Consider the following 26806-nt stretch of genomic DNA (forward strand, 5'->3'; position numbering starts at 1 on the left):
TCCGCATAAAGTCATCGCCCACGGCATCGTGGGTTCGGAGGGGGATTCAGAGCGATCATGGCCAATTTCTCGAAGTCGAACGTGCCGCAGTTCTCGGTGGACGTGTACCAGAACGAGTACCTGCCGGAGAGCGGCCGCGAGGTCAACGCGATCGTCACGGTGACCGCGACCGGAGGCGGGACGATCGGGAGTGCGGCGACGGCTCCCCACTTGTACACCGCCGGCCAGGGCCCGTCCGCCGCCGTGGCGATCATGGTCGACTGTTCGGGGTCGATGGACTACCCGCCGACCAAGATGCGCAACGCCCGCGACGCCACCGCCGCGGCGATCGACACCCTGCGCGACGGCACGCACTTCGCGGTGATCGGCGGCACGCACGTGGCCAAGGAGGTCTACCCGGGCGGCGGCCGGCTCGCGGTGGCCGACGCCACCACCCGGGAGCAGGCCAAGCAGGCGCTGCGCCGGCTCAGCGCGGGCGGCGGTACGGCCATCGGCACCTGGCTGCGGCTCGCCGACCGCCTGCTGTCCTCGGCGGACGTCGCCATCCGGCACGGCATCCTGCTCACCGACGGCCGCAACGAGCACGAGTCGCCGGAGGATCTGAGGGCCGCCCTCGACGAGTGCGCCGGACGCTTCACCTGTGACGCGCGGGGCGTGGGCACCGACTGGGAAGTGAAAGAAGTCACAGGGATCGCCTCCGCGCTGCTCGGCACCGCCGACATCGTCGCCGATCCGGCCGGTCTCGCCGCCGACTTCACGCGGATGATGGAGACGGCGATGGGCAAGGAGGTCGCCGACGTCGCTCTCAGACTGTGGACGCCGGTCGGCACCACCATCCGGTTCGTCAAGCAAGTGGCTCCGACGGTCGAGGAGCTGACCGACCGCCGCACCGAGGCGGGTCCGCGCGCCGGGGACTACCCCACCGGCTCCTGGGGCGACGAGTCGCGTGACTACCACGTATGCGTCGAGGTCCCCGCGGCCGGCATCGGCCAGGAGATGCTGGCCGCCCGTGTCTCGCTGGTCGTTCCGCAGCCTGGGGGCACGGTGCAGAACCTGGGCGCCCAGGGCCTTGTACGGGCCGTGTGGACCGACGACATGACCGCCTCCACCTCGATCAACCCGCAGGTCGCGCACTACACCGGGCAGGCCGAACTGGCGCAGGCCATCCAGCAAGGACTTGACCTTCGCAAAGCGGGCGATTTCGATGGAGCAACGGCCAAATTGGGGCGGGCGGTTCAGCTCGCCAGTGCCTCCGGGAACGCGGATACTGCGAAACTGCTTGCGAAGGTGGTGGACGTGGTCGACGCCGCGACAGGTACTGTGCGACTGAAGGCGAAGGTCGCGGAGGCCGACGAGATGACTCTCGAGACACGGTCCACAAAGACTGTTCGTGTAAAGAAGTGACGTAGAACAACCCGGATCGACCCAGCAGGAACCTGCGAGAGAGGGGGACGCGCCGACATGCCGACCTGCCCGAACGGACACCAGTCGGGTTCCGACGACTGGTGCGAGGTCTGCGGTCACCGCATGGCCGGTGCCGTACCTCCGCCCCCTCCGCCGCCGCCCGCCGGCGGTGGGTACGGGTTCCCGCCGCCGCCTCCCGGTCAGGGTGGCCAGCCCGGCGGGCGCCATCTGTCCTCTGTGCCGAACCATGAGCCGGAGCTCTGCCCGCAGTGCCGCACGCCCCGCGAGGGCGGTGCGCCGTTCTGCGAGGAGTGCCGCTGGAACTTCCTGACCAACACGGCCACCTCCTACACCCCGGCCGCCCCGCGCCCGCCCGCGTCGGGCCCGGCCGCCCCCCGCTTCCAGCCGCCAGGCCCGTCCTACGGCGGCGGCGACTCGTTCGAGTACCAGGGCTCGCGCCCCTCGCAGATGAACCGGCCCGCCGAGCCGATCCCGCCGAACCCCTTCGGCAGCGAGCCGTCCGGCCCGACGCCGTTCGGCGGCGAGCGCGGCCCCGGCGGTCCGGGTGGTCCGGGTCAGGGCCCCGGCCCCCAGGGCTTCGGCGGCGAGCGCGGTCCGGGTGGTCCGGGTCAGGGCCCCGGCCCCCAGGGCTTCGGAGGCGAGCGCGGCCCGGGCGGTCCCGGTCAAGGCCCCGGCCCCCAGGGCTTCGGCGGCGAGCGCGGCCCGGGTGGTCCCGGTCAGGGCCCCGGCCCCCAGGGCTTCGGAGGCGAGCGCGGCCCGGGCGGTCCCGGTCAGGGCCCCGGCCAGGGCGGTCCCGGCGGTCCCGGCCCGTCCGGCTTCGGTGGCGGTCAGGGTCCGGGCGGTCCCCCGCCGTTCGGCCGCGAACCGTCGGGCCCCAGCGGTCATCCCGGTCCGCCCGCCCCTCCCGGTCCCGGCGGTCCCGGCGGCTTCGGTGGCCCCGGTGGTCCCGGTGGCTTCGGCGGGGACCCGTCGCGGCCGGTTCCGCCGCCGCCCGGTCCCGGTGCCACGGCCGGTGGTCCGCCGCCCGCGTTCCAGCAGGCCGGTCCGCCCGCCCCGCCGGCCTTCCCGCAGGAGACCCGTCGGCCGCCGTCGGGCGGTCCGTCCTTCGGCGGCGGTGACGACGACTGGGTGATCTCCCCGCCGTCGTCCGCGAACCCCTCCGGCCCGGGCGGGGGCTACGGCTACCCGCAGCCCGGCGGCACCCAGGCCCCCCAGGCCCCGTCCGGCTACGGCTACCCGCAGGCTCCGCAGGGCCCGGCCACCTGGACGGCGACCATCGGCCCGGACCGCGAGTACTTCATGGCGATGATGCAGCGCTCCGGCCCCGAGGCCACGGGCCTGAATCTGCCCGCGTACTCGCCCGAGCAGCAGCGCACGCTCGCCGGCAACCAGGTCACCATCGGGCGCCGCCGCCACTCCACCGGCGACACCCCCGACATCGACCTGTCGGTGCCGCCGGAGGACCCGGGCGTCTCGCACCAGCACGCGGTGCTGGTCCAGCAGCCGGACGGCAGCTGGGCGGTCGTCGACCAGAACTCGACCAACGGCACGACGGTCAACGGCGGGGAGGAGCCGATCCAGCCCTTCGTGCCGGTGCCGCTCCAGGACGGCGACCGGGTGCACGTGGGCGCCTGGACGACGATCACCATCCGGCGCGGATAGTCGCGGGCCCGGCGCCGGGGCACTGGTCACGGGAGGGGCCAGGTGTGCGGCCCCTCCGGGTCGTCCAGCCAGGCCCACTCGCGGTCGCCGCCGACCGTGACGCCGTACCGCTCGCGCGGGGGCCTGCCCTCGCGCTCCCACAGCGCGTACGCCTCCTGGGGGGTGAGGCTGCCGCGGGTGAGCGCGAGCAGGAAGCGGAACAGCTCCTGCTGGCGGGCCCGAGGAGGCAGCCCCTCCAGGGACATCGGCTCTCGCTCGGGCCGGTGCTCGCCGCGCAGCGGGACGAAGAACGCCGGTGTGGCGAGGAAGTGGCCCTCGGCGTGCCCGGCGTCCCGTACGGTCAGCGCCACCAGGCCGGTGGCGAGCGGCGTCAGGATGCGCGCGCCGGGACGGCACTGGGCGAGCCAGGCGCGCGGCACCGACGGCAGGGCGCAGGTCGCGATGATCCGGTCGAAGGGGGCGCGCTCGGGGACTCCGCGCGCCCCGTCCCCGGTGGCCACGGCCGGGTGGTACCCGGCGGCGGCCAGGTGGCGCCGGGCCGACTCGGTGATCTCCGGCTCCAGGTCGACGGTGGTGACCAGGTCGTCGTCGCCGAGCCGGTGGGCGAGCAGGGCGGCGTTGTAGCCGGTGCCCGCGCCGATCTCCAGCACCCGGTCGCCGTCCCTCACCCGCAGCTCGGCGAGCATCTGGGCCATCAGCGAGGGCTGGCTGCTGGAGGAGAGCAGTTCCCCGTCCCGCAGCCGGGTGGCCAGCGGGGCGTCGGCGTAGGCGCCGCTCAGCCAGCGCTCCCGCGCCTCGGCGTCCGGGCTCTCGCCCCATCTGCGCTCGTAACCGCCGGCGGCGCCGACGTAGTAGTACGGCACGAAGAGGTGCCGCGGCACCGCCGCGAAGACCTCCCGCCACACCGGATCGGCGTTCCAGGCCCCGCTCGCGTCGATCTCCCGCACCAGCGCGGTCCGCGCGGCGGCAGCGAGTTCGGCGAGTCCCTTGTCGTCGTCGAGAGCGTACGAGCCCATGCGTCCACTGTGCGGCGCCGAGCGGCCGGAGGCGAGTGGTCCTAGGGCCTCAGTCCTCGGCCGGGGCGTCTGAGACCATGGGGTACGTGAATGAGATCCGGCGCGGCACGCTTCAGGAGAAGACCTTCTACGAACAGGTCGGCGGGGAGGAGACCTTCCGCCGGCTGGTCCACCTCTTCTACCAGGGGGTCGCCGAGGACCCGCTGCTCAGGCCGATGTACCCGGAGGAGGACCTGGGTCCGGCCGAGGAGCGGCTGACGCTCTTCCTCATCCAGTACTGGGGCGGCCCGACGACGTACAGCGACAACCGCGGCCACCCCCGCCTGCGCATGCGCCACGCCCCCTTCACCGTCGACCGGGCGGCGCACGATGCCTGGCTGAGGCACATGCGGGCGGCCGTCGACGAGCTCGGCCTGTCCGAGGAGCACCAGCGCCAGCTGTGGAACTACCTGACGTACGCGGCGGCCTCGATGATCAACACCGCCGAGTGACCGAGGCGGGCCGAGCCCCGGTCGCGGTCAGCGCACGCTGAGGCCCAGGGTCCCGAGTCCCGCCGTGCGCACGGCGACGGACCCGTACGGCGTGCGCAGCCTGAGCCACGTGCCCGACGAGAACAGCCCCAGGCCGCCCTCGCCGCCGGGTCGCAGGAACCCCAGCGACTGGGCCGCGTGCACGGCCCGCACCGGGAGGCCGGTGTCCGCGACCGTCCGGGACCAGATCTCCCGCCCGATCCGGTCGAGCTCGGCGCGGGTACGCAGCTCGGGCGCCAGCTCCTGCGTACGGGACCGGAATTCGGCGACGGCGGCGGCGACCATGGTCCGCAGGGCGTCGGGCGCCGGCAGTCCCGGCTCCGCCCGCCAGCCGCCGCGCGGCGGAAGCACCCCCGCCCACGGCGGCCCTGTCACCGCGCCCGGGACGACGGCCGTGGCCGCCGTCTCGTCGACGGACTCGAGGAACTCACCCGCGGACACGGTCACGTCCAGTGTGCGGTCCAGTCCGTCCTCGTACGGCTTCTCGAGCCGCACCGCGCGGATCGCCAGCACCTCGAAGGACGGCGGCCGCCCGAACACGGCGAGCGCGGTCCCCGCGGCCTGAAGACGCACGGCGGCCCCACGGTCGTAGTGGAGCAGCCGGGCGAGGAAGGCGGCGAGATCGGTCGCCTCCTTCTCGTCGGCGAGCTGGAGCACCGTCATGCGGCGACGGCCTCCTCCTCGTCGTCCATGTACCCCTGGAGGAACTCCCGCTCCTCCTCGGTGATCCGCCGCGGCCGCTGGGCCTCGAAGTCGAACGGCACGACCACCGTCGAGGCCCGTACATAGACCAGGTCGTCGTCCTTCACCTCGTAGGTGATGGTGAAGGACGCGGCCCTGATCTCACTGACCCACAGCTCGATGTCCACCGGGTGGTGGCGGTGGACGAGCTGCCGCTTGTAGTCGATCTCATGGCGCGCCACCACGGACCCCTGCTTGAACTCCTTTTCCGGGCGGAACAGGAAGTTGATACGGGCCTCTTCCAGGTAGCGGATGAAGACCGCGTTGTTGACGTGCCCGTACGCGTCCATGTCCGACCAGCGGAGCGGGCAGCGGTAGATGTGGCGCAAGACCGATCAGCCCCGGGTCAGCTTCTTGTAGGTGGCGCGGTGCGGACGCGCGGCGTCCGGGCCCAGCCGCTCGATCTTGTTCTTCTCGTACGACTCGAAGTTGCCCTCGAACCAGAACCACTTGGAGTCACCCTCGTAGGCGAGGATGTGCGTGGCGACACGGTCGAGGAACCACCGGTCGTGGGAGACGACGACGGCGCAGCCGGGGAACTCGAGCAGAGCGTTCTCCAGGCTCGACAGGGTCTCGACGTCGAGGTCGTTGGTCGGCTCGTCGAGGAGCAGCAGGTTGCCGCCCTGCTTGAGGGTGAGCGCGAGGTTGAGCCGGTTGCGCTCACCGCCGGAGAGGACACCGGCGGGCTTCTGCTGGTCCGGGCCCTTGAAGCCGAAGGCGGAGACGTAGGCACGGCTCGGCATCTCGACCTGACCGACGTTGATGTAGTCGAGCTCGTCGGAGACGACGGCCCACAGCGTCTTCTTCGGGTCGATGTTCTCGCGGCTCTGGTCGACGTACGAGATCTTGACCGTCTCGCCGACCTTGATGTCACCGGAGTCGGGTGTCTCCAGCCCCTGGATCATCTTGAAGAGCGTGGTCTTGCCGGCGCCGTTCGGGCCGATGACCCCGACGATGCCGTTGCGCGGCAGGGTGAAGGACAGGTTGTCGATCAGCACCTTCTCGCCGAAGGCCTTGTTGAGCTTGTCGACCTCGACGACGACGCTGCCCAGCCGCGGACCCGGCGGGATCTGGATCTCCTCGAAGTCCAGCTTCCGCATCTTCTCGGCCTCGGCGGCCATCTCCTCGTACCGCGCCAGACGCGCCTTGGACTTGGCCTGCCGCCCCTTGGCGTTGGACCGCACCCACTCCAGCTCGTCCTTGAGCCGCTTCTGCCGCTTGGCGTCCTTCGCGCCCTCGACCTTGAGGCGGGTGGCCTTGGTCTCCAGGTACTTGGAGTAGTTGCCCTCGTAGCCGTGCAGACGGCCGCGGTCGACCTCGCAGATCCACCCGGCGACGTTGTCCAGGAAGTACCGGTCGTGGGTGACGGCCACGACAGTGCCCGCGTACTTGGCGAGGTGCTGCTCCAGCCAGTTCACGGACTCGGCGTCGAGGTGGTTGGTGGGCTCGTCGAGGAGCAGCAGGTCGGGCGCTTCGAGGAGCAGCTTGCACAGCGCGACGCGGCGCTTCTCACCACCGGAGAGGTTGGCGACGGGCCAGTCGCCGGGCGGGCAGCCCAGCGCGTCCATGGCCTGCTCGAGCTGGGCGTCGAGGTCCCAGGCCTCCGCGTGGTCGAGCTCCTCCTGGAGCTTGCCCATCTCGTCGAGCAGCGCGTCCGAGTAGTCGGTGGCCATCAGCTCGGCGATCTCGTTGAACCGGTCGAGCTTGCCCTTGATCTCGGCGACACCCTCCTGCACGTTCTCCAGGACGGTCTTCTCCTCGTTCAGCGTGGGCTCCTGCATCAGGATGCCGACGCTGTAACCGGGCGTGATGAAGGCGTCGCCGTTGGACGGCTGCTCCAGCCCGGCCATGATCTTCAGCACGGTCGACTTACCGGCACCGTTCGGACCGACGACGCCGATCTTCGCCCCCGGCAGGAAGTTCAGGGTGACGTCGTCGAGGATCACCTTGTCGCCGTGCGCTTTGCGCGCCTTGCGCATGGTGTAAATGAACTCAGCCAAGAGAAACCGTCCGGCAGCTTGAAATCTGGCAGTGGGCAGATACACCCCATCTTGCCCGACGGCTACCCCTGGACGGAAACCCGTTGGGCTGGGGGCTTCTGACCTGGGGCTTCCCTACCGCGGCCGTTGCCGCACCTGTCGCTGCCCGAGCTACCGCCTTGCTTCGCTGAAGCACTGTGACGGTCCAGGGGCACCGGCCGCGGTCGGCCAGTCGTCGGAAGCTGGTCGGCCAAGGGCCCGGATACGGCGATCGGAGTTGGGTGCGTGCGACCGATGTCCTATATCACACATATAGGACATATGTGGCAGCATTGCGTATGTGGCATCCGGTGCTGAAGACAGACGAGAGGAGTGCATCATGATCGCCAAGCTGCTCGGCAAGCTGTCCTTCGCCCGCCACTACGGTGCGTACGGGGAACACGAGTGGGACGCGTACGCCGGCGACGACTCGGCCTGACCGCACTGCCGGCGGGCGCCCCCGGGCGTCCGCCAGCCACACTGCCGGCGACATCGGCCTGACAGATAAGAGAGTCAGGGACGATCTCATGGGCCGAACGAATGAGCCGCCGCGGTTGCCCGAAGGAGGCTTCGCGGCCTGGAGCCGCGACCGGCTGGCAGTGGCGCGCCGTGGCGCTGACGAGTGCGGGGACGTCTGGCAGCTGGAGCAGGGTGTCTACGTAGCCGCTTCGGCCGAGCCGTGTGAAGAAGTCCTGCGCCGCGCGCAGGACTACCCCAAGGCGCCCTCACCACTCTTCCCGCCCTTGAAGCGGTCGAGCGGAGCACCGACGCCTGAGGAGCGTGCGCGCGCTCACGCCGCCCGCATGCGCGGACTACGCCCGCATGCGGTTGCAGCCCGGATCGGTGAGATCGCGCCCGGCGCCGCTCGATTTGCCGACCAGTGGCCCGCCGGCCAGGACGTCGAGATTCTGCCCCCGGTCCGGCACGCCCTGGCAGAGATCGGTATGCGCTACCTCTTCTCCGAAGACGCTCCCACCCTGCTGCCCTTTGCCCAACAGCTCTTCCTGGCCCGGGAGGTGCTCGTACGCCCCTCGCGCTGGATATTGCCGCGCTGGATCCCCACACCGGCACGGCGGTTCCGTACACGGCAGCAAGTCGCCTTCACCAACGCTTTGCGGCCCATCGTCCGCCGGCGCCGGTCATCGGGCCGACTCGGTGACGACATGCTGGGACAGATACTCCAGCCCTCCTCCCGCCACGGCCTACTGCCGGAAGAGGCCATCCTCGACACCCTCCCCGGAATCACCGTCGCCACCTTCGAGACACCTTCCCGGGCAGCCGGATGGATTCTGCTCTACCTGGCCCGGTACCCCCAGGCAGCCGGCCGGGTCGCGGACGAAGCCGCCTTGCTGCCCGCAGACCCCGCCGCGACGACCAGCACCCACCTCGACGGCCTGCAATACACCCAGGCACTGGTACGCGAGGTGCTCCGACTGCACCCCCCGAGCTGGCTACTGACCCGCCGCGCCGCGCGAGAGACCCAGCTCGCCGACTACACCATCGCCGCCGGGTCCACCGTTCTCGTCTGCCCCTACACCGCCCACCGCGACGCACGGGAACACTCCGACCCGGACCAGTTCCAGCCCGAGCGCTGGCTCGATCATTCGGGCTCGCCGGCGGAACCCGGGGTATTCCTCTCGTTCGGTACCGGGCCGCATGGCTGCGAGGGAGCCGCTCTGGCCATGGCGATGCTGACGCTCCTGACCGCGCAGACCGCCCGCCGCTTCCACTTGAGCGAGCCGCCCGGACCGGAACCCAGCTACCAGGTCACCACCTTCGAAGGTCTCACGACTGCCGGCTTGCGCCTGCGTGCCACTTTGCGCAGCTGAGGGCAGTCCTGCTTGCAAAGAGATCAGATGAAAGACATGGGAACGGCCCTACAGCTGACGATCTTCGTCGAGGAAAGCGACACCTGGCAGCACAGGCCCCTGTCCGCCGAGATCGTGCACCGCGCCCATGAGGCGGGGCTGGCCGGTGCGACGGTCCTCCGTGGAGTCGAGGGATTCGGGGCCTCATCCGTGATACACGGCCCGCGGCTCCTGTCGCTCAAGCAGGACCTGCCGCTGGCGATCATCATCGTCGACGACGAGGAACGCGTGCGCCGCTTCGTTCCGGTACTGCGCGAACTGGTCGACGAAGGGCTCGTGATCGTCGAGCGGATCGAGGTCGTCCAACGCGCGGAGCGGGATCCCGTTCAGGCGCGTGCCTGAACGGGCTGTGGGGGTTGTGGGGCTCGTGGGGACTGTGGTCTAGCCGAAGGCGGCCTGGGCGAAGGTCATGCCGATGAAGACGGCTCCCAGCCCGGCGATCACCGAGGCCACCACGTTGGCGGCGGCGAGGAAGCGCGCTCCGGCCTCGACCAGGCTGAGCGTCTCGTAGGAGAACGTCGAGTACGTGGTCAGGGCCCCGCACAGGCCCGTGCCCAGGAGAAGCTGGATGCTCTGCGAGCCGGATCCGGTGAGCGCCGCTCCCGCCAGCGTGCCCAGGATCATCGATCCGGTGACATTGGCGGCGAACGTTCCCCAGGGGAACGTACTGTCGTGGTGCGCCTGGACGGTCCGGTCGATCAGATACCGCAGGGGGGCGCCGACGGCTCCCCCGAGGATGACGAGCAGATACCTCATGGGGCCGCGGTCTCCCGGCCCTTGTAGTGGACCACCTCCACTTCCTGCATGGTGATGAGGCCGCTCACGGGCAGTTCTTCGAGCTGGGACATGAACGCCCGGATGCGGTCTTCCTCGTCGACGATGACGACGGCCGTCGGCAGGTCGTCGGCCATGGACAGCAGTCGTGTGGTGTGCACGACCGATGTCGCTCCAAAACCCTCCACACCCCGGAAGACCGTCGCCCCCGCCAGGCCGAAGGCATGGGCGCGGTGCACGATTTCCGTGAACAGGGGCTTGTGGTGCCAGGTGTCCGTGTCGTCGACGATGATCGTCAGGCGCAACGCGCGTCCGTGGAGTCTCATGATCACGGTCCTCTCGTCACCAGGATGCGCCGGATGGCGACCATGCCGGTCTTCGCGGCGGCCAGTGCGATGACCACGGTCGCCGCCAGGTAGGCCAGGGCGATGCCGGCCCTGTCCGCACGCACCAGACGTTCGATGTCGACGCAGTACGTGGAGAAGGTCGTGAAGCCGCCCAGAACCCCCGTGCCGAAGAATGGGCGCAGCAGCGGGTGCACGGTGAGGACTTCCGTGATCAGCACCATGAACATGCCGATGACCAGGCATCCCACCCCGTTGACACCCAGCGTCGTCCACGGGAACCCGGCCTTGCCCGTCGGCCAGAGCAGTGCCGCTTCGTAGCGGGCGGTGGCACCGAGGGATCCGCCCACGGCGATGACTGCCAGTACCTGGAGGTACCTGCGGCGGGCCTCCCGGCGCACGCGTGCCTGTGCCGCCGCGGACTCTTCCACCGCTGCGGTCGCAACCGAGTGCTGCCCAGGCTCATCACTCACGTCGCCTCGCCCCACATACTCCGAGGCCATCCAGCTCAAGGCGAACCTTTAAACCAACCCTAAACCTTGACCCGGGGGGCGCCAGACGACGTCTGGTACGGCCGCTTCCCGGACTCCCGTTTCTAGGACTCCCGCCGCCGGAGCACCACCAGCACCCCGCCCCCGATGACCACCAGCCCGATCGCCACGCCCGCGATCAGCGGGGTGATCGCGGAGCCGCCCGTCGCGGCCAGGTTCGTGTCGGTGGTCGTGCCGCCCACTGACGCGGGGCTCGGCTCGCTGAGTGTCTGGACCGCGTCGCCTGCTTCGTCGGACTGGGTGTGGCAGTCCAGGACCCCCGTGAAGCGCTGCTGGAAGCCGTTCGGGCCGGTGATGGCGAAGTCGTAGGCCTGGTCTTCCTGGAGGGGGATCGTCACCGTGCGGGTGGCGCCCGCGGGGATGGTGTACTCGGTTTCCATCAGCGAGAACGTGAACGGTTTGTCGCCCGTGTTGGCGCCGGTGATGTCCAGGACGCCCTTGGCACAGTTCTCGGTGGCCGACAGCGCCGGTATCGCGCCCTTGGCCGCCCAGCCGGCGCTCGCGGTGGCGGAGACCGTCGACTCGCTGGAGCCGGCCAGGATCTGGGTCTGGCTGCGGCTCTCGGAGGTGAAGGCGCGGCCGACCGGGACGCTGGTCGATGCCTGCACCGTCAACTCGGCCGATCCTCCCCCACTGCTGAACGCGTGGGCGGTACCCCCAGCCGCGTCCTCGGGGACGTCGAAGAAGAGGCGGCTGCCGTCCGCGGCGGACGTGACCGGCTTGCCGGTCTTGTCGACGATGCGGACGCCGGTGATCGCCGCGTCGGCCGGCGGTGTCACCGTCACGCTGCGCGCATTGGTGTGCACGGTCACCGGGCCGAGCAGTCCGCCGGGCCGGCCGGAGACCGCGGGCGGGTCGAGGGTGAGGGAGGCGTCGGGCTCCGCGATGGAGCGGGCGCTCTTCTCCAGGTAGTCCGCGAGCTTCTCGGCCTGCGGGTCGACCGCCTCGACGTCGGCGCCGTCGGAGTAGCGCCAGACGGCGACCTGTGTGCCCGCCGCGGCGTCCTGCTCGGTGAGCCCGCGGACACCCGCCCGGCCGGCCAGCGCCGCGAGGTCGTTGACCTGGGGGTAGGAGTTCTGAAGGATCCAACGGATCCTGCCCGCGTTCTTGTTGGTGCCGAGCGAGGTCTCGCTCCAGGGGGCCTCCTGGTACTTGGCGTCCTTCTGCGTGGGGTTGCGCAGGTCGACGCAGTACGTCTGGAGGGTGCCGCCGCCCTCGACGGACATCTCGAACAGGCCCGCGGACACCCGCTGGTCGCCGCCGTCCTCGTGGATCACGGCCTCGCCGTACGTCTTCAGGCCGCCGATGGTGGCGGTCGCGCCGCCCTGGTGCTGCGACGTCCCGTCGGCGGCGGCCGCACCGGCTCCGGCCAGCAGGCCGGCGGCCACCAGCCCGGTGACCAGGGTCGCGGCGGCGAGGCGGGCCGGCCCGCGTCCGCGCGCGGAACGCGCGGACGCTGTGGCGCACCCCGAGGACCCAGAGAACGCAGAAAGCACTAAATTCCCCTTCGAGCAGGACCCGTTGACGTGGGGGGAACGGTCCCACCAGCAGAATCAGCAGCCCCGAGAGCTACGCCCGGCATCTTATGGATCAAGCGCACCGCGCTTGGCGGTCATATCGTCGGATGACCGATCCGACTCGGAATCGTTATCGCGGCTGTGGCTGACGTCACGTCACCGTGGCCGGTTCCGGCTGCTGTTCCGCGGGCGGTGTCTCCCACGTGGGTTCCGGCCGGCGCGGGAGCGCCGCCTCGGGCCTGGGCGCGCGCAGGAAGGCCGAGGTGCCGCGGGCCATGTCGTGGCCGATCGCCGCGGCGTCGATGTCCGCGGAGACCCACTTCTGCCCGTCGCGCGTCTCCTCACGCACCTTCAGCCTGCCGTGGACGACGACGGGATCGCCCAGGTTCAGCGAGGCCGCCGCGTTGGCGGCCAGCTGACGGTTGGCCCACACGGTGAAGTAGTTCGTGCTGCCGTCCGTCCAGACGTTCTTCTCGCGGTCCCAGTAGCGCGGCGTCGCCGCCAGCCGGAACCGCACCGACGGGCCCGAGGCCAGGTCGCGGTACGTCAGCTTCGTCGCCACGTTGCCCACCACGCACACCATCGTCTCGTTCATCGCGGATCCCTCCCTCACGCGTACGGGCCCGTCCCGTACGGCTGCGTCCGGTCCGTCGATCGCGTATCGCCGCCGCAGAGCGTCGTGCGTCGCGATCGCCGTGGGACCAGACTGCCGCCGTCGGGACGAGCCCGCCGAGCGCTGTGGACCACCGGCCGGCTGTGGAGAACTCCCTCACCCGGACGAGTGGTTCACCCTCCCGATGGCAGGGATCACCCCACTGTCGCCCCCGCCCTCGTCACCCGCCCGTACTGCTCCCGCACCTCCCGGTACCGCAGCAGCTCCGCGGCCACCGGATCGAGCACCCGGGCCCGGCCGCAGCCCGCCGCGGCCTCCCGTAGCCGGCGTTCCGCCTCGAGGCCGTAGCGCCGTGCCGGGCCCCGTGCCGCCATCCGGCAGCCCCATTCGACGAGCGGCCCGCCGACGATGCCGGACACCATCAGCAGCACCGGCACGCCCAGATTGGGCGTCATGACGCCGACGATCTGCCCCAGCAGCCACAGGCCGCCCACGATCTGAAGAAGGGTCATCGCCGCCTGGGCCAGCACGGCCACCGGCCACCAGCCCGGCCGCGGTGGGCGCCCGGCCGGCATTCCGGCCCGCGCCGCCAGCTCGTCCAGCGTCTCGGGCAGCCCCTGGGAGCCGCGTACGGCCGCCTCGCGCACCGCCTGCGCCCAGGGTGTGGGCAGCCCCGCCGAGGCCCGGTCGGACACCGTGCGGACCGCCTGCTCGACGCGCTGGCGGGCGGTGGCCTCCTCGTCCGCCGGGGGACCCACGGGAAGCCGTCCCGTGGTGGGTTCGTGCCGGCCCTGGCACCACCGCCACAGCCGCATCCAGGGCGTGCCGCAGGCCCGGTTGGCGTTGCGCAGCCAGGCGCGTTCGGCGGCCTCGCCGGCGGCGGTGGCGCCCACGGCGTCCGCGAGCCGGGCGGCGAACTCCTCCCGCGCGTCCTCGCTCAGCCCGATGCGCCGCCCGGTGGCGTACACGGGCCGCAGCCGGTCCGCGGCGGCGTCCACGTCGGCCGCGATACGGCGGGCCGCCGCACCGCGCTCGGACACGAACTGCCCGAGCGCCTCACGCAGATCGCCGATGCCGTCCCCGGTGAGCGCGGACAGGGCCAGCACGACGGCGCCCGACTCGCCGTACTCCCCCAGGGCGACGCCGTCCTCGTCGAGCAGCCGCCGCAGGTCGTCCAGGACCTGGTGGGCGGCCTCGCCGGGGAGCCGGTCGACCTGGTTGAGGACGACGAACATGACCTCCGCGTGGCCCGCCAGGGGCCGCAGATAGCGCTCGTGGAGCACCGCGTCGGCGTACTTCTCGGGGTCGACGACCCAGATGACCGCGTCGACCAGCCGCAGGATGCGGTCCACGTGCTCCCGGTGCTCGACGGCCGCGGAGTCGTGGTCGGGCAGGTCGATCAGGACCAGCCCGCGCAGCTGGTCGTTCTCCGCGCTGAGCATCGGCCGGCGGCGCAACCGTCCGGGGATGCCGAGCCGGTCGATCAGGGTGGCCGCGCCATCGCTCCAGCTGCACGCGATGGGCGCGGCGGTGGTCGGCCGCCGTACACCGGTCTCCGAGATGGCGACCCCGGCGAGGGCGTTGAACAGCTGCGACTTGCCGCTGCCGGTGGCGCCGGCGATGGCTACGACGGTGTGCTGGCCAGAGAGCTTGCGACGAGCCGCCGCCTCGTCGAGGACCCGGCCCGCCTCGGCGAGCGTCCGGCTGTCGAGCCGGGTGCGGGAGAGCCCGACCAGTTCGCGCAGGGCGTCGAGGCGTGAGCGCAGGGGGCCGTCGTAGGCGAGGGGGGTGACCGGCTGGGCGCTGGGCTTCCTGGTGTCGAAGGCGGAGACCTGCTCGGCGGCGGCCGCGGCGGTGGTCTCGGTCACGCGCCGGGCGATGAGGCCGTCGTCCCAGACGTCCACGGGGTCGTCCGCCGGTTCGGGGGCGGCGGCGTCCCGCACGCGCGCGTGCTGCCCGTTCCGCGCCTGCTCGCCCTTGTCCGTCGCCTCGCTTCCGTCCGCGTCCTGCGCGGCCTGCGCGGCCAGCGCGGCCAGCGCGGTCTTCGCGGCGGTCTCCTCCGGGCGGGCCGGACGGGGGGCGCCTGGTGACGAGTCCTCGGCGGGGTGGCCGTTCCCCTCGCTCACGGGAGTGGGGGGCGGCTCGTGGGGGGCCGCTTCGGCGGTGGGATCGGGGGCGCTGTGATCGGCGCGGTCGGCGCTGCTGTCCGCGCTAGGGGCCGCGTCGCGCTCCGCGTTGCGATCCGTACCGCGGTCCGCGTTGCGATCCGTACTGCGGTCCGGGCCACGATCCGTACGGCGGTCCGTACCGCGGTCCGTACCGCGGTCGGGGCCGCGATCCGTACTGCGTTCGATGGGGTCGGCCTGACCCATGCGACCGACGTGGTCGATGCGGCCGGGTTGATCGTCCATGTGACCTGTGGTCTCCATGTGCCCGGTGGTCTCCATGTGGCCGGTGGTCTCCATGTGGCCGGTGTGGTCCTGGTCAGTGACGGCGGTCACCGGTCACCTCTCCTTCTGCAGCACGGACAGCGCGGCGATGAGTTCGGCCTGGGGTTCGGGATGGACCTCGAGGGCGTCGAGCGGGGCGAGACGGCGTTCGCGTTCGCCGTGCATGACACGGTCCACGTAGTCGGCGAGCAGCCGTCCGGCGCGGTCCCGCAGCCGCAGCGCGCCGTGGGCGCCGATCCGCTCGCCGAGCCCCTCGCTCGCGGAGCGCGCCCGGCGGCCGCCGAGCAGCGCGGTGGCGACCAGGGCGGCGACGACTTCCGGGTCCGGGGCGACGCTGCGGTCGAGCTCGCGCACCTCGTCCTCGGCATACTCCTCGAGCTCGCGCCGCCAGCGTCGTACGGCGAGTCCGATGCGGTGTTCGGCGCTCTCCGGGGACGGATCCCGTTCGGTGAGACCGGGGGAGTCCGCGGCCGGCTCGCGCCGCCAGGAGTCGTCCACGCGCTCGTCGGCGGCGGTGACGGAGCACAGCAGCAGTGCGGCCAGGCTCTCCGCCAAGGCGTCGAGGAGTTCCCCGGCTGTGCAGTCGAGCGGGAAGGCGCGCCAGCGCTTGAGCGCGTCCCCGGCGAGTACGGCTCCGCCCTGGAGCCGTCCCCGTACGCGCGCGTGCTCGCTGTCGTACGCCGCGTCTACGGCGGCCGTGAGCCGCAGGGCGGCCGCGTACTGGGCGGAGGCGGCGGCGGCCAGTTCGGGCAGCCGCGCCTTGAGCGAGTCGAGGAGGCCGTACGCCGTGCGCCCCATGACGTGCTGCCGGGATCCGGGATCGTGCGCCTGCTGGAGGAGCCAGGCCCGCAGCGGGGCGACGGCGGTGGCCGGCAGCAGGCCCCCGCCCCAGGCCGACTCGGGCAGCTCGGGCACCGTGAACCGGGGTACGTCGCCGAGTCCGGCCTTGGCCAGCAGCGCGCCGTACTGCCGCGAGACCTCGGAGACCACCTGGTGGGGCACCCGGTCGAGGACGGTCACCAGGGTGACGTCGTACTCCTTCGCGGTACGCAGCAGATGCCAGGGCACCGCGTCGGCGTACCGGGCGGCCGTGGTCACCATCACCCAGATGTCGGCCGCGCAGATCAGTTCGGCGGCGAGGACACGGTTGTCGGCGACCAGGGAGTCGATGTCCGGCGCGTCGAGCAGGGCGAGCCCGCTCGGGAGGCTTTCGGCGGTCTCGATCCGCAGCACGCGCACGGGATCGTCGTTGGGGATCGCGAAGTCGTCGCCAGCGTCCCGCTGGGGCGCCCACGCGCGATTGAGGTCGGGCAGCACCCGCATCCCGCTGAACCAGTGATGGTCCTCCGGGTTGCAGACCAGCACCGGCGTCCGGGTCGTCGGCCGCAGCACGCCTGCCTCGCTGACCCGTCGCCCCACGAGGGAGTTGACCAGCGTCGACTTGCCGGCCCCGGTCGAACCTCCCACGACTGCCAGCAACGGCGCTTCGGGCTCCCGCAGGCGGGGCACCAAGTAGTCGTCGAGCTGCGCGAGCAGTTCGTCGCGGTTGGCACGCGCGCGTGGGGCCCCCGCCAGGGGCAGCGGGAAGCGTGCGGCGGCGACACGGTCGCGCAGAGCGGAGAGTGCGTCGAGCAGCTGAGGCCGTACGTCCAAGGTCACCACATGCGAAGAATGCCCAATTTTGGGGGAATTCTGAAGCATATAGACGTGTCTGCGTGCCGACAGAACAGAAAGGGCACAAGGGACGACTGGGGCACGGGCACAGTCCAGGCATAACGAGTGCACAACACCCGATGGCGTCGGACGCCAAAAGCGGTGCACGATTCGTACCTGCCTGCGATTATCAGGACCGCTTCACCGAACCTCCACATCGAGCCACGGAGGCGAAGCAACAGGGACAAGGAACCGGGAGCCCTATCCTTGTCCCCGGCCCCCGTAGCTCAGTGGATAGAGCAGGCGCCTTCTAAGCGCTTGGCCGCAGGTTCGAGTCCTGCCGGGGGCGCCCATGTTCCGCCCTCCTTCGGGAGGGCGTTTTTGCTGGTCAGGACGGGTGCCGACCGACACGACGAAGCCCCGGACACCCCCTTGATGATCAAGGGCAGACTCCGGGGCTGTCCGGCTGTCACCGGGCTTTCGCGGGTGGCTGTGTCGAATGCGTGTCGAAGTTCTCGAACGGGCGAGGATCAGCCAGCGCCCGGCACCTCCGGCTCCGGGAGATCGCCCGCGGCTTCCAGCCGCCGTTTGAGGTCCGGCAGCTGCGGCGGGATTCCGTCGTCGAGCCACTTCGTCAGGCGCGTGTTCCGGTTGTCCCTTACGGGCGCTGCGCCACGCCCGACGGATGACGGATCCGGCGAGGATGCCGCCGGTCTCCCCCTGGAAGAGCAGATCACCCGGCTGGAGCTGTTCGTCCTCGATGTGCTGGCGCAGGATGCGCGTGAGCCGGCAGGTCGATCGGTGCGGAGACCGGCGAGGACTCCGTGCAGGCAAGGTGCGTGCCGATACAGCAGGCAGTCGACCGGTAGGGGACGGCCCAGGCATCGGCGATCTGGGGCTGTCGGCGAGGAGGCATCAGCCGACTCCGGCGAGTCGCGACCAGGCTTCAGGCCCTCCAGGCCGCCGGCCGTCCCCGCCTTCCCTTCGACCGCTGACGCGGCGACGGCGGTGCGGCCGTTCAGGCTGGTGCCGAGGAGCCCGAACCGATCGGCCTCGGCCACCACTTCCAGGACCTCCCGCCATAAGTCGGCGGAGAGCGATTCCGGTACCTCCGCTTCGACCGACGGTGTACCGGTCGTGCTCCTCCACGCGTGTGGCAAGCCCGACGGCGGACAGCCCGCCGACGAACTCCGGCGGCGGATCGAGGAGCACGTATGGGAGCCAGGGGATCGTCTGCCCTCCCGCGCTCAGATCGGCCAGGAGTGCTGCTGATTTCCCAGGGTGTGCTGGAGGGCCGCGCCGGTACGGGCACGTACGTCGCCGAGCCCCGGCAGCGGGTGCGAGTGGTTCGTTCCTCCGCGCGTGAGCGGCCCGACGGATCGCCGTTCCGGGCGGACATGAAGGCCTTGGGCAGCCAAGGGGATTGGGAGAGCCGGACCGATGCCAAGGTGTCGGCTCCGGCGGACATCGCGACGCGGCTCGGCATCGCCGAGGGCGACCTGTGCGTCCGGACGACGTACGAGTTCCTGGCCGACGGCAGGCCGGTGCAGCTGTCGACGAGCTGGGAGCCGTACGACCTCACCGCCGGCACTCTCGTCGTCCTCCCCGAGGGAGGGCCGCACGCCAGGGCGGGTGTCGTGAACCGCATGGCCGCGATCGGCGTCACCGTCAGCCATGCCGTGGGACAGCCGGAACCGAGGCAAGCGACCAGCGAAGAGGCGTCGCTCCTGGGCGTCCAGAAGGCCGCGCTTGTCACGCACATCCGGCGTACTACAGCGACCAGGGGCGCCCGGTGGAGACGGCGGACATCGTGGCGCCCGCCGCTCACTGCGAGATCGTCTACGAGATCCCGATCAACCGTCACTGATGGCTGTCCCGCAAACGCGAGACGATCTCGCCAAGGACTACGGCGCCCACTTCCGTGGTGAGAGCCACTGGTACCGGTGCACTGGTTGAGCCAAGCTGCGGCACATGGACTGGATGCCGCTCCTCTCGACACTGACCGGTGCCGTCATCGGCATCACAGCCACTTTGATCGCCGATCGCGACCGGTGGCGGCGGGAGGAGGCCAGGCATGCGTTGGAAGTACGGCGCGAGGTGTACACGGAGTTCGTGTCCGCCCTCAAAGCGGCAGGAGAAGAGATGCGGGCCGTCGCCTTGGGCGATCACATGTCCGAGTCGGCGCGTGATGCGGCCGTGAGGGAGGCCGTCCGTGGTACCGGCCTCTATACAGCCAGTGAACGCCTTTGGCTCGTGGGCCCGCCGCAGGTTGTGGCGGCGTGTAACGAGGCATTTCACGGCCTGCGCGCGATACGCGACGCTTACGCTCGGGGGGTGGCAGTCGGCTCCGCCGAGGAAGCGTCCCTGGTAGGAAGGCGTCGCTCGGCCATGGCTCAGATGCGTCGTCTCATGCGTGAGGACCTAGGTTTTGGGCCCCTCGGGATCGAGTGATCGTCACCAGACCCCGAGAACAGGCATGTTCAGGCAGCTTGCGCCGTCGGGCCGGCCGCGACAGCCCGTCCCTCACGCCGACGGGTGCCCTGTCAGCCATTCTTCTTCCGCGATGACCTTTCGGCCGCTACTCTCGCAGAAGCGTGATTCTCCGTTTTCACTCTGCGGTAGATCAACTGGAGGGCAGATGGTGCGCCGGTGGATTCCCGACACCAGTGAGATCGAAGTGGCGTGCACTGAGAAAGCGAACGATCCGTCGGAAGCCGCCGATCTTCTGATAACTGGGGAAGAGTCAGAGGTGGCGCTCAGCAATTCGCTCACCGAGGGCACGGCCTGGCAGCTCGTCAACGGGACATCGGGGTCTCTGGGCGTCGTGGGCAAGAGTGTCTGGCGCCGTCGGTAGTCGGGTATGGGCGCGCTGTCCGCTACAGTGGCGATATTGCTACTGATTGCGTTTCTCGTTCTCATTCTTTCGCTCGTGGCGTCGATTATTTCTTCGGCCTTTCCAGGGAAGATCAACCCTGCACCGCTCACCATCGCTCCGGACTGGCGCCTCTTCGGTCCTCGCCCCATTTCTACCGACCGTCACCTGGTCGCACGTCGCCGGGATCGAGGGAGCAGCCATTTCACGGCATGGGAGACGCTGTGGAGCCAACAAGGGCCCCGGCCGACCCGTTTCCTCTGGAATCCCGACCGACGTGTGACAACAGCGCTGTTCCAGTTGGAAAGCCAACTGTCCAAGGCTGCCAGGTCGAACCGCGCCGTGACCGAATCAGCCGCTTATCTGGCACTACGGGACATGACCGTTGCCGCCATGGCAGGTGACGGAGAAGACGGGGATCTCCAGTTCGCCATCCTGGCCAGCGATTACTCGGCGGGTGAGCACGCATACCGAGTGGTGATGCGCTCCGAGGTAATTGCGATGGGGACATGAGTCCGGATGGGGCGCTGCAGTCAGCTTGTGCACTGACGTCGATAGGCGTGATCATCGGATCCGCCGAATGGCTGTGGCTCTCCGGCCGGCCCCTCACCCGAACCGCGCTGTCAGCATTCTCATCGACAGACGGGCTTCCTCTGCTCCTGTCACGATCGGTCTTATCCGGACGCATCATCTCTGCGACCGGAACACTGGTCGGTGTTTTTCATCCACCATTACTGACTCCGTCGGTGGTTCTGGTGGTGTTTTTCTCCGTCCTGGCACTGCTCCTTCACCCCTTGGGTCTGGAAGCGGCCGACTTCATCGCACTCGGTACATTTATTGCCATCGCAGTCAACCGACTCCGACCGGATGAGATTGACGCGCGACTCGCATGCATACTGCTCTGCATCATGGTCTCCCTGAGCTACGTTGCCGCCGGTACATGCAAGTTCTTCTCGGACGTATGGGGAACCGGAAGGGCTCTCCCGGGTGTTCTGAAAACGGTCGCGTTCGGTACGCCGACGCTGTCCGCCCGTGTACAGGGGCGGGTCGTCACGCGGTACGCCGAGTGGGCGGTCATCTCCGCGGAGATCAGCTTTCCTGTGGTTCTGCTACTGCCCGGGTGGGCCGCGTTTGCCATCCTGTCCGGACTGGCGCTCTTCCATCTCCTCATCGCCATGACCATGGGTCTCAACTTGTTCTTCTGGGCATACGCGGGAGTGCTGCCATGCGTCTACTACGTATCCCGCGCACTGACCGGAGGGTGAACACAATGACGACGTCAGGAGAAAACGAAAACGGTCGAGACAAGAAGCAGATCGCCTTCGCCATCACCGTTCTGACGCTTTTGGTGGTGCTCCAGACCCCGTTACCGGTGCTGCTGCTGCGTAACTTCATCTCGGCCGATGACGCGGACAACCTCACCTCGTCCCTGCGCGCATCGGTTCCCGGCATCATCGTCGCACTGCTGGTCGCCTTCACCTACGAGCGAGCCAAGGACAAGGCGTTCACCACGGATCTTTCCGAGCTGAAGCGGTCGCTCGGCGAGGCCCGGCAGGAAATCGCCGACGAGCGCATCACCCTCGCCAACGAAATCCTGAGTCATCGCGACCCGGCCGATCTGGTCAAGTTCGGACTGGAAAGGGTCTACGGGGCGAACGGGCACATTGAATCGCTGATGAGCGCCATAATCTCGGACCGGCACATCTACCGGGATGTCGACTGCTTCCACTATCTTTCGGACACACCAGGCGGCGATGCGTGGAAAGTGGAGACGACGTACCGCGTGACCGTGCATGATCTGCCCGTCTACCTCACGGCACTCACCATCGGCAATTCCTCGGCCGCGCACCTCGCTGCGGAATGCCCCAAGCTGATCCAGATCCTCTCCTACGAGGATGACATGGGAATCGCCCGGGCTGTCGACTCACTGAAGTCCTCGCACGACTCGGTGCGCTTCATGGTGTCCACGGACGACGGGGCGAACCGTTCGGTGGTCTCCTCCCGGATGGAGGAAGTTCCCGAGGACGAGTACGAAGGCTATGGTGTGCCGCTGACCGGACCGTTCGGAGAACCGGTCAAGCTGATGCGGAACATCATCCCCAACGGGGCGAACAACCAGGTCACGGTCACCACCAGGTCGATCGGGGAAATCCCCCGCGATACGCGCTTCTGTTACTACTGGGAGGATCGGCCGGCTTATGTACGGCGCGTCATCTTCGACTGGAGCCGTATGACGTTTTCCGCCGACAGCCCACCGAATCACCGGGTTGTGCCGTTCTTCATTCCACGGGGAACGACTCCGGTCGTGGACAGTTCCACCAACCGGATCGAGATCGCGGTCGAACAGTGGCTCACGCCGGGGCAGGGCGTCGTTCTGCTCTGGTGACCACGGCTTCGGCAAAGTTGCTCGGTGCCCAGATGCCCGCTCACATTCCTCGCCCCCCGTCTGGTCCGCAGCATCCTGGGCAGCGGCTACCGCGTCACAGTTCTGAGAGAGGAGGGGACTGCCCATGCCGGAGCATCGATCTTCGGTCGACCAGGTGCCGTTCGCGCTGGTCGACGTCTTCGCCGACGCGCCGTTGAGCGGCAATCCGTTGGCCGTCGTCGATGTGAGCCGAAGGGCGCGGCGGGGCGGGATGTGGCGGCCCGGCTGCGTTCCTTCACCGCGGGCGGGAGCCCATGGTGGTGGCTCTTCGAGACCGGCCGCGTGGCACGGCCGGACGACGGCGGCTGTGTCACGCAGCAGATCGGCGACCGGGAGTCGGACGTCCTCGTCCTCGGTGACGCCCTCGGATGGTGCAGGAGCCCGCGCGCTTCGGCCAGGAAGCGGAGCGGGAGGCCGTGGCCGACGCCCTGCGGCTCCGTGTGGAGGACCTCGACCTTCCGCTGACCCTGCGGAGCGTCGACACCGGCGCCGGCCATCTCCTCGTCCCGGTCACGGACACCGCGGCGCTCACACGATGTGCGCCCGAGAAAGCCGCGCTGGTCCGGGTGGCACGCCACGTGCCGGGCGCAGGGTGTCTACGTGGTGGTCATCGGCGACGAACGCCCCGTAGCCCATGTGTCGGCACGATTCTTCAACCCCGGCTCCGGACTCGACGAGGACCCGGCCACCGGAAGCGCCCCGGCCCAGCGTCATCGACATCCATCTCGACCACGGTTCCCGGCCGGTGGTCACGGGTCGCTGCGCCACCTCCGTCAATGGTGAGTTGAGCGCTGGTTCGATGCGGCAAGGTGAGTGATCCGCCTCCCCGCCTGCGGCCCGGAACAACCCGAAGCTCTCACCAGGGTCCGCTCGTCGCCGGGTAGCCGCCGTCCACCCGGATCGCCTCGATGCCGCTGATGTGTCTGGCCCCGCAGCGGTCCTGGGGCAGGACGAGCTGGGGGCCGGCACGGTCGAGCGGGGTGTCGTCGACGGTGGCCGCGAGGAGGACGGGGGCGCGGCCGAAGTCGGGGTCGATCTCCGCCCAGGACAGCAGGGCGTGGTGGCCGTCCGCGCCGCGTACGGCGATCAGGAAGCGCAGTCGGTCCTTGCGGCGGGCGGGGTCGAAGACCGGACCGGCGGCCGACAGGACGTCGTGCAGGAGCGGGCCGGTGAAGGTGTGGTGCCGGCTGCCGCTGGTGGCGCATTCGAAGCTGACCCGTGTCCGGTGCTGGGGCCAGGCGAGCAGTGCGGCCACCGTCAGACGGGCCGGCCGGGCCAGGTCACCGGTGAGGACGACTTCCGCCGCCGGAGCGGCGGCCGTACCGGCGGCTGCGAGGGACTGACTCACGGGCTACCACCTCCCGGATGACCGTACCCGCCGCCACATGTCGTACAAACGCATATACCAGCCCCACCGGCCAGCAGCCCTGCTCATGCGGCGAGACGCGGACTTTCGCCTTGCATCTGCGGCATTATCATCGGTCCATGGGGGGATGCCCCTGGTCAGCCGGGAGCCGGCTGAGGAACAGAGGGAGTGGACCCGTGATGACCCGTTCCGTGCGTCGGACCCGCCGGATGCTTCAGGTGACCGGCGCGGGCGCCGCCGCCCTGCTGGCCCTGAGTGCCTGCTCGTCGTCCGACTCGGACTCCTCCACGAAGTCGGACTCCTCGGCTTCGGCTTCCTCGTCGGACAAGTTGTCCGGCACGGTGACGGTGTTCGCCGCCGCCTCGCTGAAGGAGAGCTTCACGACGCTGGGCAAGGAGTTCGAGAAGGAACACCCGGGTACGAAGGTCACCTTCAGCTTCGGCGGCAGCGACTCCCTGGCCGCGAGCATCACCGGCGGCGCCCCGGCCGATGTGTTCGCCTCCGCCAGCCCCAAGACCATGGCGATCGTGACCGGCAAGAAGGACAACGCCACCGAGCCGGTCACCTTTGTGCGCAACCAGCTGGAGATCGCCACCCTGCCGGGCAACCCGGACAAGGTCTCCTCCCTGAAGGACCTCACCACGTCCGGTCTGAAGGTCGTACTGTGCGACAAGGCGGTGCCGTGTGGCGCCGCCGCGCAGAAGGCCCTGGACGCCGGCAAGCTCAAGCTCACGCCCGTGTCCTACGAGCAGGACGTCAAGGCCGCGCTCAACAAGGTGGTGCTGAAGGAGGCCGACGCGGCGGTCGTCTACAAGACCGATGTGCACGCGGCGGGTGACAAGGTGGAGGGCGTGGAGTTCCCCGAATCGGCCAAGGCCGTCAACGACTACCCCATCGCCCTGCTGAAGGACTCGAAGAACGCCGAGACCGCCAAGGCGTTCATCGCGCTCGTGCGGTCCGCCGAGGGCCAGAAGGCCCTGACCGAGGCCGGGTTCCTCAAGCCGTGACCTCCCCGCACGACGAGTCCGGTGCCGTGGCCGACACCCTGGCGGGTGGGCCACGGCGCGGACGTGTCCGGGCGGGCGTCGGACGGGGCGCTCCGCTGCCGCTGCTGGTTCCCGCGTTGGTGGGGCTGGCTTTCATGGTGCTGCCGCTGATCGCCCTGCTGATCCGTACGCCCTGGCGCACCTTGCCGGACCTGCTGACCAGCACGGAGGTGTGGCAGGCGCTCCAGCTGTCCTTGGTGTGCGCGACGGCGGCGACCGCGGTGAGTCTGGTGCTCGGGGTGCCGCTGGCCTGGCTGCTGGCGCGGGCCGAGTTCCCGGGACGCGGGCTCGTCCGGGCGTTGGTCACCCTGCCGCTCGTGCTGCCGCCGGTGGTCGGCGGTGTGGCGCTGCTGATGGCGCTCGGCCGCAACGGGGTCGTGGGGAAGTGGCTGGACGCCTGGTTCGGCGTCACGCTGCCGTTCACCACGGCGGGCGTCGTGGTGGCCGAGGCGTTCGTGGCGATGCCGTTCCTCGTCATCAGTGTGGAGGGCACGCTGCGGGCGGCCGACCCGCGCTACGAGGAGGCCGCGACCACCCTGGGCGCCTCCCGGTTCACCGCGTTCCGCCGGGTCACCCTGCCGCTCATCGCCCCTGGTGTCGCCGCCGGTGCCGTACTGGCCTGGGCCCGCGCGCTCGGCGAGTTCGGCGCGACGATCACCTTCGCCGGCAACTTTCCCGGCCGTACGCAGACCATGCCGCTCGCCGTCTACCTGGCCCTCCAGAGCGACCCGGAGGCCGCGATCGCCCTCAGCCTGGTGCTGCTGGCCGTGTCGATCGCGGTCCTGGCCGGTCTGCGTGACCGCTGGATGACCGCCTCATGACCGACACGGAGAAGGTGACCCCCCATCCCGCCGCCACGGGGGGTTCCGGTCCGGCCGTGGAGGGGCTGGACGCCCGCCTGGTCGTCGAACGCGGCGCTTTCCGTCTCGACGTCGCCCTCACGGCCGCCCCCGGTGACGTCGTCGCCCTGCTCGGTCCCAACGGCGCCGGCAAGACCACCGCCCTGCGCGCCCTCGCCGGTCTCGTTCCCCTCACGGACGGCCATCTGCGTCTCGACGGCGCCCGGCTGGACCGTACGCCGCCCGAGTCCCGCCCGGTCGGCGTGGTCTTCCAGGACTACCTGCTGTTCCCGCACCTCACCGCCCTGGACAACGTCGCGTTCGGCCCGCGCTGCCACGGCACCGGCAAGGCGGAGGCCCGCGCCCAGGCGGCCGAGTGGCTGGACCGCATGGGCCTCGCCGCCCACGCCGGCGCCAAGCCCCGCCGTCTCTCCGGCGGTCAGGCCCAGCGTGTCGCCCTGGCCCGCGCCCTGGCCACCCGTCCCCGGCTGCTGCTCCTCGACGAGCCCCTTGCCGCGCTCGACGCCCGGACCCGTCTGGACGTCCGCGCCCAGCTCCGCCGTCACCTCGCCGAGTTCGAGGCCGTCGCCGTGCTCGTCACGCACGACCCGCTGGACGCCATGGTGCTGGCCGACCGGCTGGTCGTCGTCGAGGAGGGCCGTGTCGTCCAAGAGGGCACGCCGTCCGACATCGCCCGCCATCCGCGTACGGACTACATCGCCCACCTCGTCGGCCTGAACCTCTACCGGGGGCGGGCCGAGGGTCACGCGGTCCATGTCGACGCGGGGCCAGTGATCACGACCACGGAGGATCTCACGGGGCCGGTCTTCGTCGCGTTCCCGCCGAGCGCGGTCACTCTGCACCGTGAGCGCCCTACCGCTTCCAGCGCCCGCAATCTCTGGCGGTGCGAGGTCGCGGGTCTGGAGACCCACGGCGATCAGATCCGTGCCGATCTCAGCGGCGGACTCTCCCTCGCGGCCGACCTTACGACGGTGGCCGCGGCCGAGCTGGGGCTCCACCCGGGGGCCGTGGTGTGGGCGACGGTCAAGGCCGCCCAGACGCATGCCTACCCGGCCTGAGCGGGTCCGCGCGCCTC

25 protein-coding genes, 1 tRNA gene and 2 pseudogenes are annotated in these 26806 nt (G+C 70.3%); 15 read left to right on the forward strand and 13 right to left on the reverse strand.

From position 1 onward, the window contains the following. Nucleotides 1-57 precede the first annotated feature (57 nt). Complete coding sequence (locus tag ACWGJM_RS16520; protein ID WP_453412375.1) at nt 58-1404, forward strand: vWA domain-containing protein; 1347 nt, start codon at nt 58-60, stop codon at nt 1402-1404. Nucleotides 1405-1461: 57 nt separating this feature from the next. Continuing rightward, nucleotides 1462-3087, forward strand: a complete 1626-nt coding sequence (locus ACWGJM_RS16525; protein ID WP_453412376.1) for an FHA domain-containing protein — start codon at nt 1462-1464, stop codon at nt 3085-3087. Nucleotides 3088-3113: 26 nt separating this feature from the next. Here the strand turns inward: ACWGJM_RS16525 and ACWGJM_RS16530 are convergent, their stop codons facing one another. Further along, nucleotides 3114-4103: a methyltransferase domain-containing protein gene (locus tag ACWGJM_RS16530; RefSeq protein ID WP_453412377.1), complete on the reverse strand. Its 990-nt coding sequence runs from the start codon at nt 4101-4103 to the stop codon at nt 3114-3116. A gap of 77 nt (nt 4104-4180) precedes the next feature. On the opposite strand from ACWGJM_RS16530, the gene ACWGJM_RS16535 reads away from it, so the two are divergent. Beyond that, the gene (locus ACWGJM_RS16535; RefSeq protein ID WP_453412378.1) at nt 4181-4594 is read left to right on the forward strand and encodes a globin; all 414 of its coding nucleotides are present in this window, start codon (nt 4181-4183) and stop codon (nt 4592-4594) included. A gap of 27 nt (nt 4595-4621) precedes the next feature. On the opposite strand, the gene ACWGJM_RS16540 is transcribed toward ACWGJM_RS16535, so the two are convergent. From ACWGJM_RS16540 to ettA, 3 genes are read right to left on the reverse strand one after another with little or no spacing between them, the layout of a single operon-like run. Further along, nucleotides 4622-5296, reverse strand: coding sequence for a hypothetical protein (locus tag ACWGJM_RS16540; RefSeq protein ID WP_453412379.1), 675 nt, complete (start codon nt 5294-5296; stop codon nt 4622-4624). After that, nucleotides 5293-5703, reverse strand: a complete 411-nt coding sequence (locus ACWGJM_RS16545) for an acyl-CoA thioesterase (protein ID WP_453412380.1) — start codon at nt 5701-5703, stop codon at nt 5293-5295. Before ACWGJM_RS16545 ends, ACWGJM_RS16540 begins: the two co-directional genes overlap by 4 nt. A gap of 6 nt (nt 5704-5709) precedes the next feature. After that, nucleotides 5710-7374, reverse strand: a complete 1665-nt coding sequence (ettA, locus tag ACWGJM_RS16550) for an energy-dependent translational throttle protein EttA (RefSeq protein WP_453412381.1) — start codon at nt 7372-7374, stop codon at nt 5710-5712. An 821-nt stretch (nt 7375-8195) separates the two neighbouring features. Here ettA and ACWGJM_RS16555 point away from each other — a divergent pair. Further along, nucleotides 8196-9221 carry a cytochrome P450 gene (locus tag ACWGJM_RS16555; protein ID WP_453412382.1) on the forward strand — a complete coding sequence of 342 codons (1026 nt, stop codon included), beginning with the start codon at nt 8196-8198 and terminating at the stop codon, nt 9219-9221. Between the two features lie 27 nt (nt 9222-9248). Next, a complete protein-coding gene (locus tag ACWGJM_RS16560; RefSeq protein WP_453412383.1) occupies nt 9249-9602 on the forward strand; it encodes a DUF190 domain-containing protein in 354 nt (117 codons plus the stop codon). Between the two features lie 39 nt (nt 9603-9641). Here ACWGJM_RS16560 and crcB (ACWGJM_RS16565) read toward each other — a convergent pair whose 3' ends face one another. The 7 genes from crcB (ACWGJM_RS16565) to ACWGJM_RS16595 form a co-directional block, all read right to left on the reverse strand. Then, a complete protein-coding gene (gene crcB / locus ACWGJM_RS16565; RefSeq protein WP_453412384.1) occupies nt 9642-10016 on the reverse strand; it encodes a fluoride efflux transporter CrcB in 375 nt (124 codons plus the stop codon). Further along, the gene (locus tag ACWGJM_RS16570) at nt 10013-10363 is read right to left on the reverse strand and encodes a DUF190 domain-containing protein (protein ID WP_453412462.1); all 351 of its coding nucleotides are present in this window, start codon (nt 10361-10363) and stop codon (nt 10013-10015) included. The genes crcB (ACWGJM_RS16565) and ACWGJM_RS16570 overlap by 4 nt, the downstream gene beginning before the upstream one ends. Continuing rightward, nucleotides 10363-10851 (reverse strand): fluoride efflux transporter CrcB, encoded by a 489-nt coding sequence (gene crcB, locus ACWGJM_RS16575; RefSeq protein ID WP_453412385.1) that lies wholly within the window; start codon nt 10849-10851, stop codon nt 10363-10365. The genes ACWGJM_RS16570 and crcB (ACWGJM_RS16575) overlap by 1 nt, the downstream gene beginning before the upstream one ends. 122 nt (nt 10852-10973) lie before the next feature. Beyond that, complete coding sequence (locus ACWGJM_RS16580) at nt 10974-12425, reverse strand: Cys-Gln thioester bond-forming surface protein (protein WP_453412386.1); 1452 nt, start codon at nt 12423-12425, stop codon at nt 10974-10976. Nucleotides 12426-12597: 172 nt separating this feature from the next. Continuing rightward, nucleotides 12598-13041, reverse strand: a complete 444-nt coding sequence (locus tag ACWGJM_RS16585; RefSeq protein ID WP_453412387.1) for a single-stranded DNA-binding protein — start codon at nt 13039-13041, stop codon at nt 12598-12600. 212 nt (nt 13042-13253) lie between these two features. Continuing rightward, nucleotides 13254-15560, reverse strand: a complete 2307-nt coding sequence (locus tag ACWGJM_RS16590) for a GTPase (RefSeq protein ID WP_453412388.1) — start codon at nt 15558-15560, stop codon at nt 13254-13256. A gap of 3 nt (nt 15561-15563) precedes the next feature. After that, the gene (locus tag ACWGJM_RS16595) at nt 15564-17171 is read right to left on the reverse strand and encodes a dynamin family protein (protein ID WP_453412389.1); all 1608 of its coding nucleotides are present in this window, start codon (nt 17169-17171) and stop codon (nt 15564-15566) included. Between the two features lie 267 nt (nt 17172-17438). On the opposite strand from ACWGJM_RS16595, the gene ACWGJM_RS16600 reads away from it, so the two are divergent. Continuing rightward, nucleotides 17439-17511: transfer RNA gene (locus ACWGJM_RS16600), tRNA-Arg, on the forward strand. A 610-nt stretch (nt 17512-18121) separates the two neighbouring features. On the opposite strand, the pseudogene ACWGJM_RS16605 reads toward ACWGJM_RS16600, so the two are convergent. Then, nucleotides 18122-18374 (reverse strand): annotated as a pseudogene (locus ACWGJM_RS16605) (hypothetical protein); the annotation flags it as partial. Here ACWGJM_RS16605 and ACWGJM_RS16610 point away from each other — a divergent pair. The 6 genes and pseudogenes from ACWGJM_RS16610 to ACWGJM_RS16635 all read left to right on the forward strand — a co-directional run bounded on the left by ACWGJM_RS16610 (nt 18300) and on the right by ACWGJM_RS16635 (nt 23242). Further along, nucleotides 18300-19029, forward strand: a pseudogene (locus tag ACWGJM_RS16610) (GntR family transcriptional regulator). The pseudogenes ACWGJM_RS16605 and ACWGJM_RS16610 overlap by 75 nt on opposite strands. Nucleotides 19030-19133: 104 nt before the next feature. Then, the gene (locus ACWGJM_RS16615; protein WP_453412390.1) at nt 19134-19613 is read left to right on the forward strand and encodes a hypothetical protein; all 480 of its coding nucleotides are present in this window, start codon (nt 19134-19136) and stop codon (nt 19611-19613) included. Nucleotides 19614-20022: 409 nt separating this feature from the next. Continuing rightward, nucleotides 20023-20547 carry a hypothetical protein gene (locus ACWGJM_RS16620; protein ID WP_453412391.1) on the forward strand — a complete coding sequence of 175 codons (525 nt, stop codon included), beginning with the start codon at nt 20023-20025 and terminating at the stop codon, nt 20545-20547. A 47-nt stretch (nt 20548-20594) separates the two neighbouring features. After that, the gene (locus ACWGJM_RS16625) at nt 20595-21299 is read left to right on the forward strand and encodes a hypothetical protein (RefSeq protein WP_453412392.1); all 705 of its coding nucleotides are present in this window, start codon (nt 20595-20597) and stop codon (nt 21297-21299) included. A 5-nt stretch (nt 21300-21304) separates the two neighbouring features. Further along, the gene (locus tag ACWGJM_RS16630) at nt 21305-22420 is read left to right on the forward strand and encodes a hypothetical protein (RefSeq protein WP_453412393.1); all 1116 of its coding nucleotides are present in this window, start codon (nt 21305-21307) and stop codon (nt 22418-22420) included. A 576-nt stretch (nt 22421-22996) separates the two neighbouring features. Further along, nucleotides 22997-23242 carry a PhzF family phenazine biosynthesis protein gene (locus tag ACWGJM_RS16635; protein WP_453412394.1) on the forward strand — a complete coding sequence of 82 codons (246 nt, stop codon included), beginning with the start codon at nt 22997-22999 and terminating at the stop codon, nt 23240-23242. 73 nt (nt 23243-23315) lie between these two features. On the opposite strand, the gene ACWGJM_RS16640 is transcribed toward ACWGJM_RS16635, so the two are convergent. Next, nucleotides 23316-23807, reverse strand: a complete 492-nt coding sequence (locus ACWGJM_RS16640; protein ID WP_453412395.1) for a molybdopterin-dependent oxidoreductase — start codon at nt 23805-23807, stop codon at nt 23316-23318. 197 nt (nt 23808-24004) lie between these two features. On the opposite strand from ACWGJM_RS16640, the gene modA reads away from it, so the two are divergent. From modA to ACWGJM_RS16655, 3 genes are read left to right on the forward strand one after another with little or no spacing between them, the layout of a single operon-like run. Next, entirely contained in the window at nt 24005-24832 is an 828-nt protein-coding gene (modA, locus tag ACWGJM_RS16645; protein ID WP_453412396.1) for a molybdate ABC transporter substrate-binding protein, read from the forward strand. Then, nucleotides 24829-25692, forward strand: a complete 864-nt coding sequence (modB, locus tag ACWGJM_RS16650) for a molybdate ABC transporter permease subunit (protein ID WP_453412397.1) — start codon at nt 24829-24831, stop codon at nt 25690-25692. Before modA ends, modB begins: the two co-directional genes overlap by 4 nt. Continuing rightward, complete coding sequence (locus ACWGJM_RS16655) at nt 25689-26789, forward strand: ABC transporter ATP-binding protein (RefSeq protein ID WP_453412398.1); 1101 nt, start codon at nt 25689-25691, stop codon at nt 26787-26789. Before modB ends, ACWGJM_RS16655 begins: the two co-directional genes overlap by 4 nt. The last annotated feature ends 17 nt before the right edge of the window (nt 26790-26806 follow it).

The organism is Streptomyces sp. NPDC054834, assembly GCF_053611185.1.